The following is an 18,375-nucleotide window of genomic DNA, read 5'->3' on the forward strand; positions in this document are numbered from 1 at the left end:
TTCGCAGACTGAAATATCGGGATCAAAAGCACATTTGCGGCAAATAGTTTGCGATAAAAATATGTTTCAAAGCCTGTTTATGCCCTTAAATGGTGCAATTGAAAATTTCGGTCATTGAACAGCGGGCCGGCCCCCCAATGTATAGAAACACATTCGCATTCGGGGACCGTCACAATGCCATTCAACAAAAATATCAGCCAGCGCCTGTTGTTTGCCTTTATTATTATGGCGGTCATCACCGCAGTTACCGGCAGCGCCGGGGTAATTTTCACCCTTGGCATGGGCAAGGAAGCCGACAAGGTGGCGGTCGAACTGGCACCGCTTGGTGATGCGGCAATGGAAATCAAGCTGACGGCAACCCGTGCCCACCTTGTTTTCGAAGAAATAATGTCAGGTGACGGCAGCGAGGATATCCAGGAAGTATGGGACCTGCTGGCGGAATGTGCATGGTATGTCGATGCCATCATTTCGGGCGGACAAAATGACGAAGGCACCTTTGTCGCCAGCCAAAACGCCGGTGTGCAAAACAAGATGATCGAAGTGAAATCATCTGTTGCCGAATTTACCGCCAGTGCCCATCAACGATACGATGCCAAACAGCAACAGGGTAACAGCACCAATCTTACCGCTGGCAGCAGTGCCGATGAAAAATTCGATACTTCGTTTGACCATTTCATTGAACTGGCCGACGAAGCCGAAGAATTGATCCATGATGACATGGATGCCGGGGTCGAGAATTTGCACGACCGTGTTCAAATATCTGTCTTGACGATGATTGTGATTACCATAGCCGGCTTTGTGGTTGCTGCCCTGTTTTCGATCCATGCGCGCAAAAACATTTCCCGGCGGATTGATCAATTATCAAGCAACATGAAAACCCTGGCGGCGGGGAATGCAAACACCTCCATCCCCTATACCGATGACATTGACGAAATTGGCGACATGGCCCGGTCTGTTCAGGTTTTTCAACGCAACATGGAACACACAGAACAACTGTCGCAGGAAAAAACCAAAAACCAGGAGCAGCTTAATCGCGCCAATGAAAAACGTAACGATGCCATCAGCCAGTTCGATCGCGAAATTGCCACTGTGGTTTCCAGTGTTTCAGCCGCCGCCAGCAAAATAGACCAGACATCCGGCGCGCTGACCCAAAACGGCAAGGCAAACATGGCAATGGCCGAAGAGGTCAATCACGCATCTTCAAATGCCAATGGCAGCGTTGAAACCGTTGCCGCCGCCGCCGAGGAACTGACCCATTCCATTCGCGACATTACCCAGCAGGCCAATACATCATCCGAAATTGCCCGACAGGCTGTGTCACAGGCAGATCACACCAACCAGCTGGTCGCCGGGCTGGCCAACTCGGCTGCACATATTGGCGAGGTTCTGGGCCTAATTTCCGATATCGCCAATCAAACCAACCTTTTGGCGCTAAACGCCACCATCGAGGCCGCCCGGGCGGGCGATGCGGGCAAGGGATTTGCCGTTGTTGCATCCGAGGTAAAAAACCTGGCCACCCAAACCGCCCGCGCAACCGAGGAAATCAGCAAACAGATTGGCGATATTCAAACGGCCACGCGGGAATCCGTTACCGCGATCGAGGAAATTTCGCGGATCATTTCCAACATGGACGATATTTCGTCCTCTATCGCCATCGCCATGAGCCAGCAGGCCGATGCCACCCGCGACATTGCCCAAAATGTGCAAAACGCATCTGATGGCACTTATCAAGCCGCACAAAAGGCCGGAACAATCAAAACTGCGGTTTCCGACAGCCAACTTACCGCAAGCGAACTCGCAGCCGCCGCACATCAACTAACCGCCAGCGCTCAGTCGCTACGGGCATCGGTCGACGGTTTCTTTGGCAAGGTTCGTAATTAACGCCCACAGGCTCAATCCCGCTGCTCCGGTCGGTTAACGCACCTGCCACTATCCCCTCGCACATAATCAGCAGGGCATCGGGTACAGACCGTAAATGACGACAGACAACAAAAAACGCCCCGTACACAAGGTACGAGGCGCTTTTTAAATCACTTAACCGCGAAAACGCGGTCCGCCGCGATTAACCAACGATGTCGGTCTGGGCGAAGAAATAAGCAATTTCGATAGCTGCGTTTTCAAGCGAATCTGAACCGTGGACCGAATTTGCTTCGATCGATTCAGCAAACAGCTTGCGAATGGTGCCCTCATCGGCATTTGCCGGATTGGTTGCGCCCATTACTTCGCGATATTTTGCAACGGCATTTTCGCCTTCCAGAACCTGGAGAACGACGGGGCCGGAAACCATGAAGTCCACCAGTTCGCCGAAGAACGAACGTTCCTTGTGAACGGCATAAAAACCTTCAGCCTGTTCACGGGTGAGACGAGCACGTTTCTGAGCAACAACACGCAGACCAGCTTCTTCGATCACTGCATTGATCTTGCCGGTCAGGTTGCGACGGGTTGCGTCAGGCTTAATGATGGAAAAAGTATATTCGATAGCCATTGGTTTCACCTAGCTACTTGTAAAAATTCATTACCCCCAAGACAGGTTGGCGCTATATAAACGGCCTTTTCGCGCAACGCAACACATAGTTAACCATTCGCATTTCAGCCCTGCGTTTCGCGCATCGGGCTAAAATCACCCTTATAGTGATACCAACAGGGCAAAAAACGGGCAGTTCCAGTACCTTGCCCGAATATTAAATCTACCCGAATACCCTGGATGACATTTTCAAGAATCCTTGCGTATCGCGGCCCCCTGCCCTATTGAAGGGCTAGAGAAACAACAGATTCCCTAACACAGGCGCCAGCATGCTGAATATTTCCAACATCACTTACCGCATCGGCGGCCGGGTGATCTTTGACCAAACCAGTCTTACCATTCCGGCCGGACACAAAATTGGCCTGATTGGCAGTAATGGCGCGGGGAAATCAACGCTGCTAAAACTGATCGCCGGGCAACTTATGCTTGATGGTGGCGACATTACCCTGAATGCACGGGTTCGCATGGGGATGGTCTCGCAGGAAGCCCCTGCCGGTTCACGTTCCCTGCTTGATACCGTGCTTGCCGCCGATACCGAGCGCGCCAGCCTGTTAGCCGAGGCCGAAACCGCCACCGATGGCCACCGCATCGCCGAAATCCACACCCGCCTGGCTGATATTGACGCCCACACCGCCGAAGCGCGGGCAGCCTCTATTTTGTCCGGTCTTGGTTTTGATGGCGAAGCCCAATTGCGCGCCTGTGATGATTTTTCGGGTGGTTGGCGCATGCGTGTGGCCCTGGCAGCCACCCTGTTTTTGCAGCCCGACCTGTTGCTGCTTGACGAACCGACCAACCACCTTGACCTCGAAGCCACCATTTGGCTGGAACAATATCTGATCAACTATCCCGGCACGATCATTCTGGTCAGCCATGATCGCGATTTGCTGAACCGCGCGGTCAAACATATTGTTCATTTGCATAATTCGCAGCTAACCCTGTATGGCGGCAATTACGATAAATTTGCCAAAACCCGCCGCGAACAGATGGAACTGGCATCAAAGCATTACGAAAAGCAGATTGCCCAGCAAAAACACCTGCAGTCCTTTATCGACCGCTTTCGCGCCAAGGCCAGCAAGGCCAAGCAGGCACAAAGCCGTGTCAAGATGCTGGAAAAAATGGGTCCGGCCATTGCCGTGGTCGAAGACCGCAGCATCACCTTTGATTTTCCAAGCCCGCAGGAACTGCCGCCGCCCCTGATCACGATTGATAATGGCGATGTCGGCTATAACGGCAAGCCTGTTTTGCGCAACCTGAACCTGCGCATCGACATGGATGACCGTATTGCCCTGCTCGGTGCTAATGGTAATGGTAAATCCACACTGGCAAAGTTGCTGTCTGATAAACTTGAATTGATGAACGGTGAAAAAGTTTCATCAAACAAGCTGCGCATCGGATATTTCGCCCAGCACCAGACCGACGAACTGGTGATGGAAAACACCCCCTATCAGCATTTGGCCGCCCTGATGCCCAATGTCATCGAAAGCAAGGTTCGTGCCCAGTTGGGCCGCTTTGCCTTTGAAGGCGATAAAGGCAATACCAAGGTTAAAAACCTGTCGGGGGGCGAAAAGGCACGGTTGCTGTTTGCCTTGATGACGCTTGATGCCCCGCACATGCTGATCCTTGACGAACCGACCAACCATCTGGACATTGATGCCCGCGATGCCCTGAACCACGCGCTGAACAATTACGAAGGTGCCGTGATCATCATCAGCCATGATCCCTATCTGATCGAGGCCTGTGCCGACCGCCTGTTACTGGTGGCCGACGGCACCGTCAGCAATTTCGATGGCGACGTGAACGAATATCGCCAGTATTTGCTGGACCGCGCCCGTGCTGATCGCCGGGCGGGCAAAAATTCGGTTGCGGCAACACCGGAACAAAAACGCGACCGCAAGGCCGAACGCCAGGCGGCTGCCGAAAAACGCAAAATTGCAGCCCCGCTTCGCAAGGAAATTGAAAAACTTGAAAAGCAGATGGCACAATGCACCACCAAAATTGCCGCGATTGAATCAGAACTGACCGATCAATCACTTTACACTGCCGGCAGTGCCGACCGTTTGAACAAGCTGCAAATGGATATGGCCAAGATCAAATCCGACCTTGCCAGCACTGAAAGTCTGTGGCTGGAAAAACAGGAAGAATATGAAGCAATGGTCGCATAAATAAAGCGGCTGCTCATTTCCAGGATCTTTCAAATACCCGCCATATGGCGGGTATTTGTGTTTTAAGAGGTCACCTCCACCTCTGCCCCGCCATCAATGCCCACATGATTGCAAACCGCATCACGCACCAGCATGCGCATCCACGACGCGGCAGCATCATCTTGCATTTCACGACGCCAAACCAATGACACCGGGTATCGCCCCAAATCCAGCGGGGCCGCACACACCTGCAAGCCACTGATGCGAGCCAATGCCAAAGCCGCATGGGTTGGAATCGTCGAAACAGCAGCAATCCCGCGTAAAAAGGCGGGTACAGCGGCAAAATGGGTCAAACCGGTCTGAATTTTGCGGCTTCGTGCCAATGGTCTTAGTTTTTCATCCACAATGCCTTCGCGCCCGGAATAGGAAACCAGGATATGCGGCAGGGCCAGATAATCCTCAAGCGATAGCGGCATGGCACATCCGCACGCCACGGCATCAAAAATACAGGCATAACCCGATTGAGCGATTTGCTCTTGCGCCAGCCATGACCGTTCCGGTGGCCGGGCAATAACCGCCAGGTCAAGCTCGCCCGTTTCCAGCATCTTTTCCACCGTATGCCGATTGCTTTGATGGAAAGACACCGAAACATTCGGGGCTTTGCTTAACAAGCGTTGCGAAACGGCCGGGCCAACGGCCAATTGAAAGTCGTCCGACATGCCCAGCGAAAAATGGTGCGCATCCTGTGCGGGGTTAAAATCCAAACCATCACGAAAGGCATCGCGGATCAACAGGGCACCGTGTTCAATATTTTTCGCCATTTCAATGGCACGCGGAGTGGGCTGCATGCCGCCACGCGTACGCACAAATAACGGGTCCCCGGCGGCCTCACGCAAACGGGCCAGTGCTGCACTTAACGCTGATTGGCTTAGCGACAAACGATCCGCCGCCTTTGACACACTTCTTTCCTGCCATATCGCCATAAAGGCGATGGCAAGATTAAAATCAAATCGCGCAATATCACTTAGATTAATATTTTGAACCATAAACAGCAATTTGACTGATGATAAAGCCATCGTCAAGATTGCCCGCAAGGACATATATTTCCCGTCATAGCGCAACAGGAGCCCCACATGCCCCAGCATCGCGTCGCAGTTATCCAGGCTGGTACAACCCTTTTTGATACACCCCGCACACTTGAACGTATGTCCGCCCTGTGCGAGGAAGCCCGGCACAACACTGTTGAACTGGCAGTTTTCCCCGAGGCCTATATTGGCGGATACCCCAAGGGCCTTGATTTCGGGGCCCGTGTTGGCACACGCAGCGAAGCAGGGCGCGATGATTATTTGCGTTACTGGAAGGCCGCCATCGAGGTGCCGGGACCAGAATGCCGCACCATTGGGTCATTCGCGGCGAAAATGAAGGCGCATCTGGTGACGGGTATCATTGAACGCGACGGTGGATCGCTTTATTGCGCGGTGCTGTTTTTTGCCCCCGATGGAAGCCTGTTAGGCAAACGGCGCAAATTAATGCCCACCGCCAGCGAAAGGCTGATCTGGGGCCAGGGTGATGGATCAACCCTGCCGGTTTTTAACACCGACATTGGTAAAATCGGTGCCGCCATTTGCTGGGAAAACTATCTGCCCCCGTTGCGCCAGACCTATTATAACAAAGGCATCAATATCTGGTGTGCGCCCACCGTTGATGAACGTGAAATATGGCAAACATCGATGCGCCACATCGCCTATGAAGGGCGCACCTTTGTGCTTAGTGCCTGTCAATATCTGACCCGCGCCGACGCCCCCGAAGATTACGCCTGCCAGCAAGGAAACGATCCCAAAACCACCCTGATCCGGGGCGGCAGCGTGATTATCGACCCGATGGGCACCTGCCTGACCGAACCGGTCTATGACCGCGAAGCGGTGATTTGGGCCGATATTGATACCGATCAGGCCATTCGCGGCAAATACGACCTTGATGTTGCAGGCCATTATGCCCGGCCCGATGTTTTTTCGCTGACCGTTAACGAAACCCCGTTTCGCACCGGCAAGGCCGCCTGCCCGCCTTCGTTGGAACCGGCATCACCAACACCGGAACAAACGCCGCAGCCCGACACCGCATCGTAAAATTCAACATACAGCACGCACCAAACAAAACGGCCCCGGCATATGCTGCCGGGGCCGAATTTCTGGTCGCTGTTTGAGGTCGGTATTTTAAAATACCGGAACAACAGCGCCATCATATTTTTTATTGATGAAGTCGCGGATGGTGTCTGAATTATAAGATTCCACCAGGGTTTTCACCCAGGGTTTGTCCTTGTCATCGGTGCGGGTCACAATCACGTTGGCATAGGGGCTATCCTTGCTTTCAATCGCGATTGAATCCTTGGTCGGGTTCAGCTTTGCTTCGATGGCATAGTTGGTGTTGATCGCAGCTGCATCAACATCGGCCAGCGAACGCGGCAACTGGGCCGCATCAAGTTCGATGAAATCAAACCCTTTGGGGTTGTCGGTCACGTCCAGCGGACTAACCACCAAACCGGCAGCCGGATCAACCTTGATCAGGCCTTTTGACTGCAACAGCAACAACGCACGGCCGCCATTGGTCGGATCGTTCGGGATCGAAATTTTTGCCCCGTCCGGCAGATCATCCAGGCTTTTATATTTGTCCGAATAAATGCCCATCGGGGTGACAAAGTTATAACCGACAACCGACAGATGGTAACCACGATCCTTGATCTGGTTATCAAGATACGGCACGTGCTGAAAGCTGTTGGCGTCAAGGTCACCATCATCAAGTGCCTGGTTGGGCAGCACGTAATCGGTGAAGGTAACGATGTCGAGCTTCAGGCCCTTTTCGGCCGCAACCTTGGCAACCTGCTCCATGATTTCTTCATGTTCGCCGGCGGTAACACCGATTTTGATTTCATCCTGGGCAAATGCCGGGATGGCAAGGCTGGCCGTCAGAATGACAGCCGCACTCAGGGTTTTAAAAAACCGCATGGGAAGGCTCCTTTTTAGCTGCATTTGAATGTTAAAATGCGGAAATGTGTAAAGTTCTCAGATATTGCGTTTATCGGCCTTGCGCGCCAAATGATCGCCAAGCATTTGCACCGCCTGCACCACCACAATCAGGGTAATGACAACCGCCGCCATCACGTCAGGGCGAAACCGCTGATAGCCATACCGAATGCCCAGATCCCCCAGGCCACCGGCGCCAACAGCCCCGACCATCGCGGAATAACCAATCAGGGTCACTGCCGTTAAGGTCAGGCCATGAATAATGCCCGGCAAGGCTTCGGGCAGTAAAACCTTGGTCACCACCTGCATCGGACGGGCCCCCATGGCGTGGGCCGCCTCGATCAGGCCGCCGTCAACCTCGCGCACGGCCCCTTCGATGATCCGGGCAATAAACGGGATCGCCGCCACCGTCAGCGGCACAATGGCAGCAGACGTACCAATCGATGTTCCGACCAGAAGGCGGGTGAAGGGAATAATGGCAACAGCCAGAATGATAAACGGCACCGACCGCGTGGCATTGACAATCGGCCCGATGGTTTTTTGAAAAACCGGTGCTTCAAACAGTTCGCCCCGGCCCGATGTTGCCAGCAACACCCCCAAAGGCAAACCAATCGCCGTGCCAATCGCCAGTGACGCAAACACCATATAAAGCGTTTCCAGCGTTGCCTGCCCTAAAATGGGAAGAAGTGTGGACCACATGGCTTAACCCTCCTGCCCGATAGATGTACTGGCAGACTGATCTGCGTTTGCCGCAACACCCGGTTTGAAATCCAGAAACTCGTCAGCCAGCAAGGATTGTGTCGTTGGATGCTGCGGATTGGCGAAAATACCCTCGACCGCACCCTGTTCCACAATCACGCCGCCATCCATCACGGCAACACGATCGCAAAGCTGTTTAACCACCGCCATTTCGTGGGTAATCACCACCATGGTCAGGCCGAGGCGTTTGTTAATATCGCGCAACAATGCCAATATCTGCCGGGTGGTTTCCGGGTCCAGCGCCGATGTTACTTCGTCACACAAAACCACTTTCGGGTTGCTCGACAATGCCCGCGCAATGCCCACACGCTGCTTTTGCCCGCCTGATAATTCAGCCGGATACCGATCGCGTTTGTCTTCCAGGCCCACCAGCGGCAATAACGGGTCAATCGCAGCAGCGATTTCCGTCTTGCTGGCCCCTGCCAGTTCTAGGGGCAAGGCAATATTGTCGTAAACCGTGCGCGACGACAGCAGATTAAAATGCTGAAACACCATGCCCAACTGGCGACGAAACAGCGGCAAATCGCGCTTCGACAATTTGGTCACATCGGTGCCATCGACAATGACACTGCCCGATGTCGGCATTTCCAGCAAATTGATACAACGAATCAGGGTAGATTTCCCGGCCCCGGAACGGCCAATCACGCCGACAATTTCGCCCGCTGCAATATCAAGGTCGATACCGCGCAAAGCGACATGTTCGGGGCTGCCCCGCCGGGCAGGATATGTTTTGTGCAGGTCGGTCAGCCGAATCACGGCGCCCTCCTTTTCAACATAAAAAAACCGTCTGCGGCATCACCGAGACGGTCGTTGCAAAAGGCGCACGCCCAACTCGCTTTAGCCGTATTTATTACGCGCCCGCAAGCTGAGAAGCAAATCGGCGCGTTAGATGACAATTATATAAACATGCCTGAATATGTAATTCAATGTCACACACCATGCATTTCACGCATGGCTTGTATGTATCCACTTATAATTACAACAAAATATTGTTCAATCTTCATGCCCGATGGCCCGAAAACCACATCGTGTGGGAAACGACAAGGCAGGCAGGGGCTGGATGCCCAATCAACATCCAGCCCCTCGCCTTGTCGCCAGATTCACACCAGCCTGAATAAAGGGCGGTTATTTATTTCTAATCCCGTCCAGAAAGGCCGACACGGCGGCTTTTAATTCACCAGCCTGATGTTCCAGTTCATCTGACAATGCCTGTACCTCGCCCGCGACCGTCTCTGTCTGACTGACCGACGACGATACATCGCCAATATTTTGCGACACATCGCGGGCACCATGGGCGGCTTCTTCCACATTTCGGGCGATTTCCTGGGTCGCGGCACCTTGTTCTTCCACAGCAGCAGCAATCGCGCCGGTCGAACCATCAAGCTGGCGGATGGTTTCGGCAATTTCGCTAATGGCTGTCACCGCCGTACCGGTGGCCGTTTGAATGCCGCCCACTTGCGAACGAATATCCTCGGTTGCTTTGGCTGTCTGACTGGCAAGCACCTTGACCTCGTTAGCCACCACGGCAAAGCCCTTGCCCGCATCACCGGCGCGCGCTGCCTCAATTGTCGCATTCAGTGCAAGAAGGTTGGTTTGTTCGGCAATATCGGAAATCAGGGAAATGACCTCGCCGATCTGGGTCGCGGCGTCGGCAAGAAGTTCGATTTTCTGATGAGTGTCCTCAGATTTACTAACCGCCCCGGTTGCCACGCGCGACGATTCCGCTACCTGGGTGCTGATTTCCCGGATTGAGGCCGAAAGTTCCTCGGCGGCGGCGGCAACGGTATCGATATTTGTCGACATTTCCTGCGACGCAGAAGACACAATCACCGATTTTTCGCCCGCTGTACGCGCCGTTACATTCATCGACCGCGCCGAATGCTGCATCTTGGCTGCGGCACTGGTAACATACTCGACAACATGGCCAACATTGGCTTCAAAACTGTTCGCCATTTCAAGCAGGGCTGCGTGTTTTTCCTGCTCTGCCTGTTTTTCGTGTTCCTCTCGCTGGCGCCGCAGGTTTTCCATTTCTATGGTTTTGGACTTAAACACATCCATCGAACGCGCCAGATCGCCAATTTCGCTGCGATGATCGGTATAGGCAACTTCTATGTCATGATCACCATCCGCCAGACGCAACATATTGTCCGAAATATTTTGCAGCGGCTTGGTAATCCCGCGCCCGATCCACAAGGAAATCATGACAATAAACCCGGCAATCACGATCACGACGGTTATCATGGTCAGCAGGCTTTTCTGAAAAATGGCGTCAACATCATCAACATAAATGCCTGTCGCCACAATCCAGCCCCATGGCTTGAACATTTTCACGAACGAAATCTTGGGCCGTGTTTTGGATTTATCCGGCGTTATATAGGTATAATCAACAAACCCCTCGCCATGTTCTTTGACCATATCGACAAACGCCTGATAATGACGTTTCCCCACCCCATCGACAGCCGCCGACATATTGCGACCGACAAGCTCGGGTTTAACGGCATGAATCAGCACCACCGGCTGCTGATCAAACACGAAAAAATAGTTGGTTTTATCATAGCGCAAGGCCCCGACCGCACTGGCCGCGGCTTCTTTGGCCTGCTCTTCACTCAGGGCACCTGACGTGACCTGCTGGTAATAATGATCAATCAGCGATACGGTTGAATTAATCAGCGCGCGCGTCTTGTCCTTGCGATCCTCGACCATCTGGGTTCGCAATTCGGATAAACCGAACGCCCCGACCAGAATTGCGGCCAGCACCGCGCCCCCGACAATCAGTAGCAACCGCTTGCCAATTTTCATTGAATTTAGCGTGAACATTCCCGAATTCTCCCCGTATAGCCCTGTCTTGACGCGCCCGCACAGAATCTGCGTCTGGCATTGTCGACAACGACATTATTTCGCACGTAAAAAACGCACCGTTATCTACACTTGGGGATAGGAAGCCTCTACTTCCAGTGGTGGCAGGCAACAGATTATTTGCGTTGGGGAATTTATAGTCTCGCCCACACCCCGGTCACGCCGCGATTTGGAAAAGGAAACGTCACCGTCGTGCCGAATGGCACAATCTATCAGCTTTCCGCTTTCTTTTCCCACGAACCGCCCGGTGTTTGCTGCCAATAGGACAATTTATGGCCGGCATCTTTCCAGGTTTTCCAACGCGTGCGGGCTTCGGCCACCGCGTCAAAATCGCGATCATCAAACAGCATGATCACGCGTTCATAATCGGCAATTTTTTCGCTGTTGGCACGATCTGTCAGAAACAGGAACTGGGCATTGTTGGGGCATTCATCGGCAACAGTCAGCCACACCGGTTGTAATTGCGCATCGCCATCCTGTGCGCTGCCATGCGGCAACCAACTGGCATTATCATAAGTCCACAGTAATGTATTAAGCGCATCTAACCGGGCGTCGCCCTGTGTCATCACAACGGCACGCTTTTCGCGCTCCAGTGTTTTTAACAAAAGCGTCGGCAAAGCCCGCTCCAGCGGGGTGTTGGTTAAATGGTAGAACCAGATATCGCTCATGGTTGCTTCATACGATGCAATGCCGCATCAGGGCAAGGATTGTCCCCGCCCTGATGCGGCAAAAGCAAAATCAGCCTTCGTGATTGTCAGCCACAAAACGGTCCAGCAGGCGTACGCCATAGCCGGTTGCCCCCTTGGGGGTGACTTCACTGTCTTTGGTGGCCCAGGCCATTGCCGCAATATCAAGGTGCGCCCATGGGCGGTCCTTGGTGATAAAGCGTTTGAGGAACTGTGCCGCCGTGATCGAGCCTGCCGGGCGACCGCCAACGTTTTTCATATCCGCAATGTCGGATTTCAGCTGATCATCATACGCCTTGCCCAGCGGCAAGCGCCAAACCGGTTCATTCACCGCAAGGCCCGCATTGGTAATTTGCGCCGAAAGCGTATCATTATTGGAAAACAGCCCGCCATTTTCATAACCCAGGGCAATAATGATCGCCCCGGTCAGGGTTGCCAGATCAACAATCAGGCTCGGGTCATATTTTTCCTGCACATAGGTCAGGGCGTCACACAAAACCAGGCGGCCTTCGGCATCGGTATTGATCACTTCAATCGTCTGACCCGACATGGATGTCACCACATCGCCCGGGCGCTGTGCGGTTGAAGACGGCATGTTTTCCACCAGGCCAATCACACCAATCACATTTGATTTGGCATTACGGCCCGCCAGTGCCTTCATCAGCCCCGACACAACACCGGCACCGCCCATGTCAAACTTCATGTCTTCCATGCCAGCGGCCGGTTTAATCGAAATCCCGCCGGTATCAAAGGTCACCCCCTTGCCAACAAAGGCAATCGGGGCTTCTTTTTTCTTGCCACCGTTCCAGCGCATCACCACCAGATAAGGCTTTTGTGCCGACCCCTGTGCAACACCCAAAAGCGCGCCCATGCCCAGCTTTTTCATTTCCTTTTCGTCAAGAACATCGATTTCGACACCCAGCTTTTCCAGCGCCTTAACTTCGGCAACAAAGCTTTCCGGGTACAAGACGTTGGCGGGTTCGGACACCAGATCGCGGGTGAAGAACACACCATCGATCACTTTTTTGGCGTTCTCGAACTGTTTTTTGGCTTCTTTGGGTTCTTTAACTGCAACTGAAATCGCTTTCAGTGCCGGTTTGTCGTCCTTGGTTTCGGTGGTGCGATATTTATCAAACCGGTAATCGCGAAGGGCCGCGCCAGTGGCAAAATCGCTGGCCAGTTCATCCATATCAAACAGAACGGTAATGTCTTTTTCACCTGTGCCCTGTGCGGCAACAGCAACCTGACCGCCCAGTTTTTGCGCGGCAATCACATCAAATTCGGCTTCGCTGCCAATGCCAAAAATAACAATGCGCGACAGCTCGACATTTGCGGGTGAAAGGATTTGCAGGCTTTGCCCTGCCTTGCCCTTAAAGGTCGATGCCTTGATGGCCCGTGCAACAGCCCCCTTGGTGGCTTCATCCAAGGCAATGGCGCTGGGCATCAGATCGCCGCCCTCGGTGGCAAAGGCCACAACCGCGCCGGAAGCCGGAACTGCGAGATCGGAAAAAGTGATCTTCATATCTAAAAGGACTCCTGAAATTTTCTGGGTCTGTTTATGCACAAGTTATGCACGAGTCCGCCACCCGGTTGCGGACATATCGCGAATGTATCCCGTCTGGGTCAAAAACCCAATCTTCCCAATTTAGCGTGATGCCCGCCGAAAGAAAGGGTTATCCCGTATCGAAACAAAAAAATCATCCCTGCCATCCTGCTCCGGTCGCTTTAAAATTGCTAAAAATCAAGGCGGCGATTTTACGGCCATGCATGATGACAAACCAACGTATCAAAGCTGCAAGGTTTCATCATGGTTTCGCGCCCCATTCCCATCCTGCCAACCGAACCGGCATCGGCTCAGACACCCGCTGCCCAACCGCTGCCCATCTGGCGCGGAGCGTTTCGCCCGTTATTTTTACTGGCCGGGTTGCAAGCCATTATCGGGGTTGTGTGGTGGTTATCCTCCATGATCCACGGGCTTTGGGCGCCACAACTGGGCACAACCGCCCTTTGGCATGGTCATGAAATGATCTTTGCCTTTGGCGGGGCGGCATTGGGTGGCTTCTTGCTTACTGCAATTGCCAACTGGACCGGGCGCCCCCCTTTGCAAGGCCGCACCATTATGCTGCTGACCTTGTGCTGGCTGGCGGGCCGGGTGGCAATGGTATATGCCGCCAACATCAATCTGACGGTTTTGCTGGTGGCCGAACTTGCCTATTTCGTGGTGCTGATCGCGCTTGCCGCGCGCGAACTGATTGCGGGTAAAAACCGCCGCAATCTTAAATTATTGGCCGTTATCGCAATTCTGGCGGTTATCGACGCCCTGTTTGTGCTGGCGGCAAAAGACGGCATTCAACTGGATGCCGAAATTTTCCCGCGCGCGGGCATCTTCATCTTTCTGGTGCTTATCGCCCTTATCGGCGGGCGGATCATTCCCGGTTTCACCCGAAACTGGCTGATCCGCGCCGGGAAATTACCTGGCATGGCCGAACCGGTTTCGTTTAACCGGTTTGATGCCCTGTGCATGGGCACCCTCATCGCGTCGGCCATTCTGGCCTTTACCCCGTGGCAACAAGGTGCTGGCATTGTTTTAATGGCAACGGCGGTTTTGCACTATGCCCGTCTGGGCCGCTGGCGCGGCATTCATACAACCCGCGAACCGCTGGTGATTATGCTGCACGCGGCCTATTTCTGGCTGCCAACCAGTTTGCTGCTTATGGGTTTTGCCCTGCTACGCCCCGATTTATACAGCCTTAACGATGCCCTTCATGCAGGCGGGGCCGGTGCCATGGCCTGCATGATCATGGCGGTTGGCGGACGCGCCGCACTGGGCCATACCGGCCGGGCGCTTGCGGCGGGCAAGGTCTTTACCATCGGGTTCTCGCTGATCTGGCTGGCAACCGCCCTGCGCCTGATCGCGCCTGTGGCAGGCAACGCCTATCTAACCGTTCTGGCTGCGGCAACCTTGTGCTGGGTTGGCGGCTGGCTGTTATTTGTGCTGCGTTATGCCCCGATCCTGATCGGACCGCCGGTAAAAAAAGGATAGCTCCAACAACAGCCTTTACACCGGCTGATCAAGCATATCATCCGTCCACAGACCCATACCCGCAGCACTGCCTTTGACATATTCCACCTGCCCGTCGTCGGCATCCCCGGTTAACACCCAGCCATGACGTTCATAAAACCCGTGGGCGCGGATTTTGGGGTTGGCATCGGTGGTGAGTGATATTTCATCGCAGCCCTGGGCGAAAAGCCAGTCTTCAGCGGTTTTTAACAGGGCAGAGCCAATGCCCCGCCCGTCAAATTCCGGATCAACGAACAGCGCCCACAGCGTTGCCTCTTTGGGTAGGGCAATGGCAAAACCGGCGATAACAGGGCCATCCCCCGCATCGGCGGTTTCTGCCACCCAAATGCCCGTGCCGTCTTTTAACCAGTCAAACCATGCCGTTTTGGTAATACCGCGCGCCGTCAGCTCCGCCATCGTCAGGCGGTTTTCGGTAACCTTTAACCGAATGGTGAAAACAGCCTCCACATCGCTGGCAATGGCGGGTCGTATGTTCAAATTATTTGGTCCCATGCAGGGGTTCGCCCGGTGCAAACCACCCTGACCGCGTTTTTATCGCAGCAGTCCGCTGGCGCAAATAACAAAACACAAATTGATGATACCATCCTTACGACCCTGCCTGCGGCGGGCTTAACCGTACCGGCTGGCGTTTGCGGCCCCAATTGCCCGGTTGCGGGCGAAACACCCCGGCACAGGTGGTACCGCATTGGGTGCAATGGCCCTGTGCATCCAGTTTCCAGTCCGATAATTCATACCAGTCCCGGCCAATCAAACGGGTATGGCACTGATGGCAATAAGTGCTGGATGCAGCATGGTCATGCACATTACCAACATACACATAGCGCAGCCCGTTTTGCCGGGCGATATTGCGCGCCCGGATCAGGGTTTGCGCCGGGGTGCGCGGCGTATCCATCATTTTCCAGTCGGGGTGAAAGGCACTGAAATGCAAAGGCACATCAGGGCCAAGATTGGCCATGATCCAGCGAGTCATCGCATCAAATTCATCATCGCTGTCATTTTCACCCGGGATGACCAGATTGGTCAGTTCAAACCACACCCCGGTTTCCTGTTTTAAGTAAACCAGCGTTTCCAGCACATCATCAAGATGGGCCGAACAAAGCTTGTGATAAAACGCCTCGGTAAAACCTTTTAAATCGACATTGGCGGCATCCATATGGCGGAAAAACTCGGTGCGCGCATCCTTGCCAATATAGCCCGCTGTCACGGCAATGGTTTTAATCCCTGCCGCCCGGCACGCCTTTGCCACATCCTCCGCATATTCCAGAAAAATCACCGGGTCGTTATAGGTAAAGGCCACCGCCGAACAGCCCCATTGTTTTGCGGTTTGCACAATCATATCGGGGGTGGCAAGGCTACCCACCGCATCCATTTGTCGTGCCTTGGAAATTTCGTGGTTCTGGCAAAATTTGCAGGTCAGATTGCAGCCCGCCGTGCCAAAGGACAAAACCGGGCTTCCGGGAAAAAAATGGTTCAGCGGCTTTTTCTCGACCGGATCAATACAAAACCCCGATGACCGGCCCCAGGTGGTCAGCACCACCTGATCATTCTGCCGTGCGCGCACAAAACAAAGCCCGCGCTGCCCCTCGCCCAGCTTGCAATATCGCGGGCAGACATCGCATTGAATGCGACCGTCATCCAGATGGTGCCAGTAACGGCCCGGCACAGTATCGGTTAAGGGGGCTTGCGCACCGGTTAATGTGGGGGGTGCGGTCATCATGGTCAGGTCCGCCTTTTAATAAAATGCAGCATCCTTTGAAAATCTAGTCTCACACGCTATCTTTTGCAAAGGATCGCAGATCAAAAGGGATGCGCCATGACCATTATTCGCCCTGCCGCCATTGCCGGTACGTTTTATCCCGCCGATGCCAACGAATTGCGCGCAACCATTGCAAACCTGATGGCATCTGCCGCCACCCACGCCCCGCGCGAAAGTGCGCCCAAGGCCATTATCGTGCCCCATGCCGGGCTGGTGTTTTCCGGTGCCATTGCCGCCGATGGCTTTGCTACCCTTTTGCCTGCGACCCGCACCATCAAGCGTTTGGTGATTATTGGCCCGGCCCATCGCATGGCGTTTCAGGGCATTGCCGTGGCCGATGCCACCGCTTTTGCCACCCCCATGGGGAATGTGGCGGTGGATGAAGCGGCGATTAACAGCGTTCTGACCCTGCCGCAGGTGCAGCGCCTTAATGCAGCACATGTGCAGGAACACGGGCTGGAAATTGAATTGCCATTTATTCAGCATATTTTTGATAATCAGCCCGACATCACCATCGTGCCTCTACTGGTCAGCCGGTGTGCCGCGCATCAAGTTGAAGAAGTGGTTGAAAAACTGTGGGGCGGGCCGGAAACCCTGATTGTGATTTCGTCCGACCTGTCGCATTTCCACGATGATGCCACAGCGCGCCAAATGGATGACCGCACCCGCCAGCTGATTGAAAATTTCCGTGCCGAGGAACTGGGTTTTGACGATGCCTGTGGTTGCCTGCCCATTGTCGGCCTGCTACGCGCAGCGCGCAAACGCGCCATGGATGTGAAAACGCTTTCACTGCAAAATTCCAGTGCCACCAGCGGCGAGACATCCCGTGTAGTGGGTTACGGCGCATGGGCCTTTTACGATAGCGCACCGCATGATTCCAAAAATAATGAAAGCGGTTTCACCGATGCCACCCAAAACATTCTAAACCGGCATGGAAAGGGGTTGCTGCGCCTTGCCAGCCAGTCAATCCGCCATGGGCTGGCGCAGGATGCCCCCCTGCAAGCGAACATCGACACGTTGCCAGATGAGCTGAAACACCCCGGTGCCTGTTTTGTGACCTTGAAGTTAAATGGCGATTTACGCGGGTGCATTGGGTCCATCATCGCACATCGCACTCTGGCGCAAGATGTGTGTGAAAACGCTTTCAAGGCGGCCTTTGGCGACCCGCGCTTTGCCAAAATTACGGCGGCAGACCTGACGGATGATCTGGAAATGTCGATTTCGGTATTATCAAAACCACAGCCGTTTCCCTTTGAAAGCGAAGCCGATTTTATCGACAGGCTGACCCCGTTTGAGGACGGTATTATTTTATCTGATGGCAACAAACGCGGCCTTTTTTTGCCACAAGTCTGGGATCAACTGCCCGACCCGACAGATTTTACCCGCCACCTGAAACGCAAGGCAGGATTGCCGATGGATTACTGGTCACACACCCTGACAGCGCAACGCTTTGTCACACGCGGGATTGAAAGCAAAACCGTGTTTGCACCGGGCACCCTTTGGGCAGAACACAACCATCACCGGTAAAGATACGGACTGGACCTTTCTTGT

14 protein-coding genes and 1 pseudogene are annotated in these 18,375 nt (G+C 53.9%); 5 read left to right on the forward strand and 10 right to left on the reverse strand.

The window, feature by feature from the left end:
* Nucleotides 1-174: 174 nt before the first annotated feature.
* The gene (locus tag J4E05_RS04610) at nucleotides 175-1,881 is read left to right on the forward strand and encodes a methyl-accepting chemotaxis protein (RefSeq protein ID WP_349592806.1); all 1,707 of its coding nucleotides are present in this window, start codon (nucleotides 175-177) and stop codon (nucleotides 1,879-1,881) included.
* Nucleotides 1,882-2,062: 181 nt separating this feature from the next.
* Here J4E05_RS04610 and ndk read toward each other — a convergent pair whose 3' ends face one another.
* On the reverse strand, nucleotides 2,063-2,485 hold the full coding sequence (ndk, locus tag J4E05_RS04615; protein ID WP_085595220.1) for a nucleoside-diphosphate kinase: 423 nt from the start codon (nucleotides 2,483-2,485) through the stop codon (nucleotides 2,063-2,065).
* A gap of 308 nt (nucleotides 2,486-2,793) precedes the next feature.
* On the opposite strand from ndk, the gene J4E05_RS04620 reads away from it, so the two are divergent.
* Nucleotides 2,794-4,686 carry an ATP-binding cassette domain-containing protein gene (locus tag J4E05_RS04620; RefSeq protein WP_349592811.1) on the forward strand — a complete coding sequence of 631 codons (1,893 nt, stop codon included), beginning with the start codon at nucleotides 2,794-2,796 and terminating at the stop codon, nucleotides 4,684-4,686.
* 62 nt (nucleotides 4,687-4,748) lie between these two features.
* On the opposite strand, the gene J4E05_RS04625 is transcribed toward J4E05_RS04620, so the two are convergent.
* Nucleotides 4,749-5,741 (reverse strand): LysR family transcriptional regulator, encoded by a 993-nt coding sequence (locus J4E05_RS04625; protein ID WP_349592814.1) that lies wholly within the window; start codon nucleotides 5,739-5,741, stop codon nucleotides 4,749-4,751.
* Between the two features lie 57 nt (nucleotides 5,742-5,798).
* Between J4E05_RS04625 and J4E05_RS04630 the strand changes: the two genes are divergently transcribed.
* On the forward strand, nucleotides 5,799-6,791 hold the full coding sequence (locus J4E05_RS04630; RefSeq protein WP_349592817.1) for a carbon-nitrogen hydrolase family protein: 993 nt from the start codon (nucleotides 5,799-5,801) through the stop codon (nucleotides 6,789-6,791).
* Nucleotides 6,792-6,878: 87 nt separating this feature from the next.
* On the opposite strand, the gene J4E05_RS04635 is transcribed toward J4E05_RS04630, so the two are convergent.
* From J4E05_RS04635 to J4E05_RS04660, 6 genes and pseudogenes are all read right to left on the reverse strand, one after another.
* Nucleotides 6,879-7,667: a MetQ/NlpA family ABC transporter substrate-binding protein gene (locus tag J4E05_RS04635; RefSeq protein WP_085595226.1), complete on the reverse strand. Its 789-nt coding sequence runs from the start codon at nucleotides 7,665-7,667 to the stop codon at nucleotides 6,879-6,881.
* Nucleotides 7,668-7,724: 57 nt separating this feature from the next.
* Nucleotides 7,725-8,384, reverse strand: a complete 660-nt coding sequence (locus J4E05_RS04640; protein ID WP_085595228.1) for a methionine ABC transporter permease — start codon at nucleotides 8,382-8,384, stop codon at nucleotides 7,725-7,727.
* An 87-nt stretch (nucleotides 8,385-8,471) separates the two neighbouring features.
* Nucleotides 8,472-9,200: pseudogene (locus J4E05_RS04645) on the reverse strand (methionine ABC transporter ATP-binding protein); the annotation flags it as partial.
* 369 nt (nucleotides 9,201-9,569) lie between these two features.
* Complete coding sequence (locus tag J4E05_RS04650; RefSeq protein ID WP_085595232.1) at nucleotides 9,570-11,261, reverse strand: methyl-accepting chemotaxis protein; 1,692 nt, start codon at nucleotides 11,259-11,261, stop codon at nucleotides 9,570-9,572.
* Between the two features lie 251 nt (nucleotides 11,262-11,512).
* On the reverse strand, nucleotides 11,513-11,968 hold the full coding sequence (locus tag J4E05_RS04655; RefSeq protein ID WP_349592821.1) for a DNA polymerase III subunit chi: 456 nt from the start codon (nucleotides 11,966-11,968) through the stop codon (nucleotides 11,513-11,515).
* A gap of 70 nt (nucleotides 11,969-12,038) precedes the next feature.
* Nucleotides 12,039-13,508 (reverse strand): leucyl aminopeptidase, encoded by a 1,470-nt coding sequence (locus J4E05_RS04660; RefSeq protein ID WP_085595236.1) that lies wholly within the window; start codon nucleotides 13,506-13,508, stop codon nucleotides 12,039-12,041.
* Between the two features lie 285 nt (nucleotides 13,509-13,793).
* Here J4E05_RS04660 and J4E05_RS04665 point away from each other — a divergent pair, with 285 nt between their 5' ends.
* Nucleotides 13,794-15,029: an NnrS family protein gene (locus J4E05_RS04665; RefSeq protein WP_349592824.1), complete on the forward strand. Its 1,236-nt coding sequence runs from the start codon at nucleotides 13,794-13,796 to the stop codon at nucleotides 15,027-15,029.
* Nucleotides 15,030-15,044: 15 nt separating this feature from the next.
* Here the strand turns inward: J4E05_RS04665 and J4E05_RS04670 are convergent, their stop codons facing one another.
* Together J4E05_RS04670 and amrS are read right to left on the reverse strand one after the other, a co-directional pair.
* Entirely contained in the window at nucleotides 15,045-15,545 is a 501-nt protein-coding gene (locus tag J4E05_RS04670) for a GNAT family N-acetyltransferase (RefSeq protein WP_349592827.1), read from the reverse strand.
* A 109-nt stretch (nucleotides 15,546-15,654) separates the two neighbouring features.
* Nucleotides 15,655-16,782, reverse strand: coding sequence for an AmmeMemoRadiSam system radical SAM enzyme (gene amrS / locus J4E05_RS04675; RefSeq protein WP_503012331.1), 1,128 nt, complete (start codon nucleotides 16,780-16,782; stop codon nucleotides 15,655-15,657).
* Nucleotides 16,783-16,881: 99 nt separating this feature from the next.
* Between amrS and amrB the strand changes: the two genes are divergently transcribed.
* On the forward strand, nucleotides 16,882-18,351 hold the full coding sequence (amrB, locus tag J4E05_RS04680) for an AmmeMemoRadiSam system protein B (RefSeq protein WP_349592832.1): 1,470 nt from the start codon (nucleotides 16,882-16,884) through the stop codon (nucleotides 18,349-18,351).
* Nucleotides 18,352-18,375 lie beyond the last annotated feature (24 nt).

The organism is Thalassospira sp. NFXS8, assembly GCF_040148805.1.
GTDB lineage: Bacteria > Pseudomonadota > Alphaproteobacteria > Rhodospirillales > Thalassospiraceae > Thalassospira.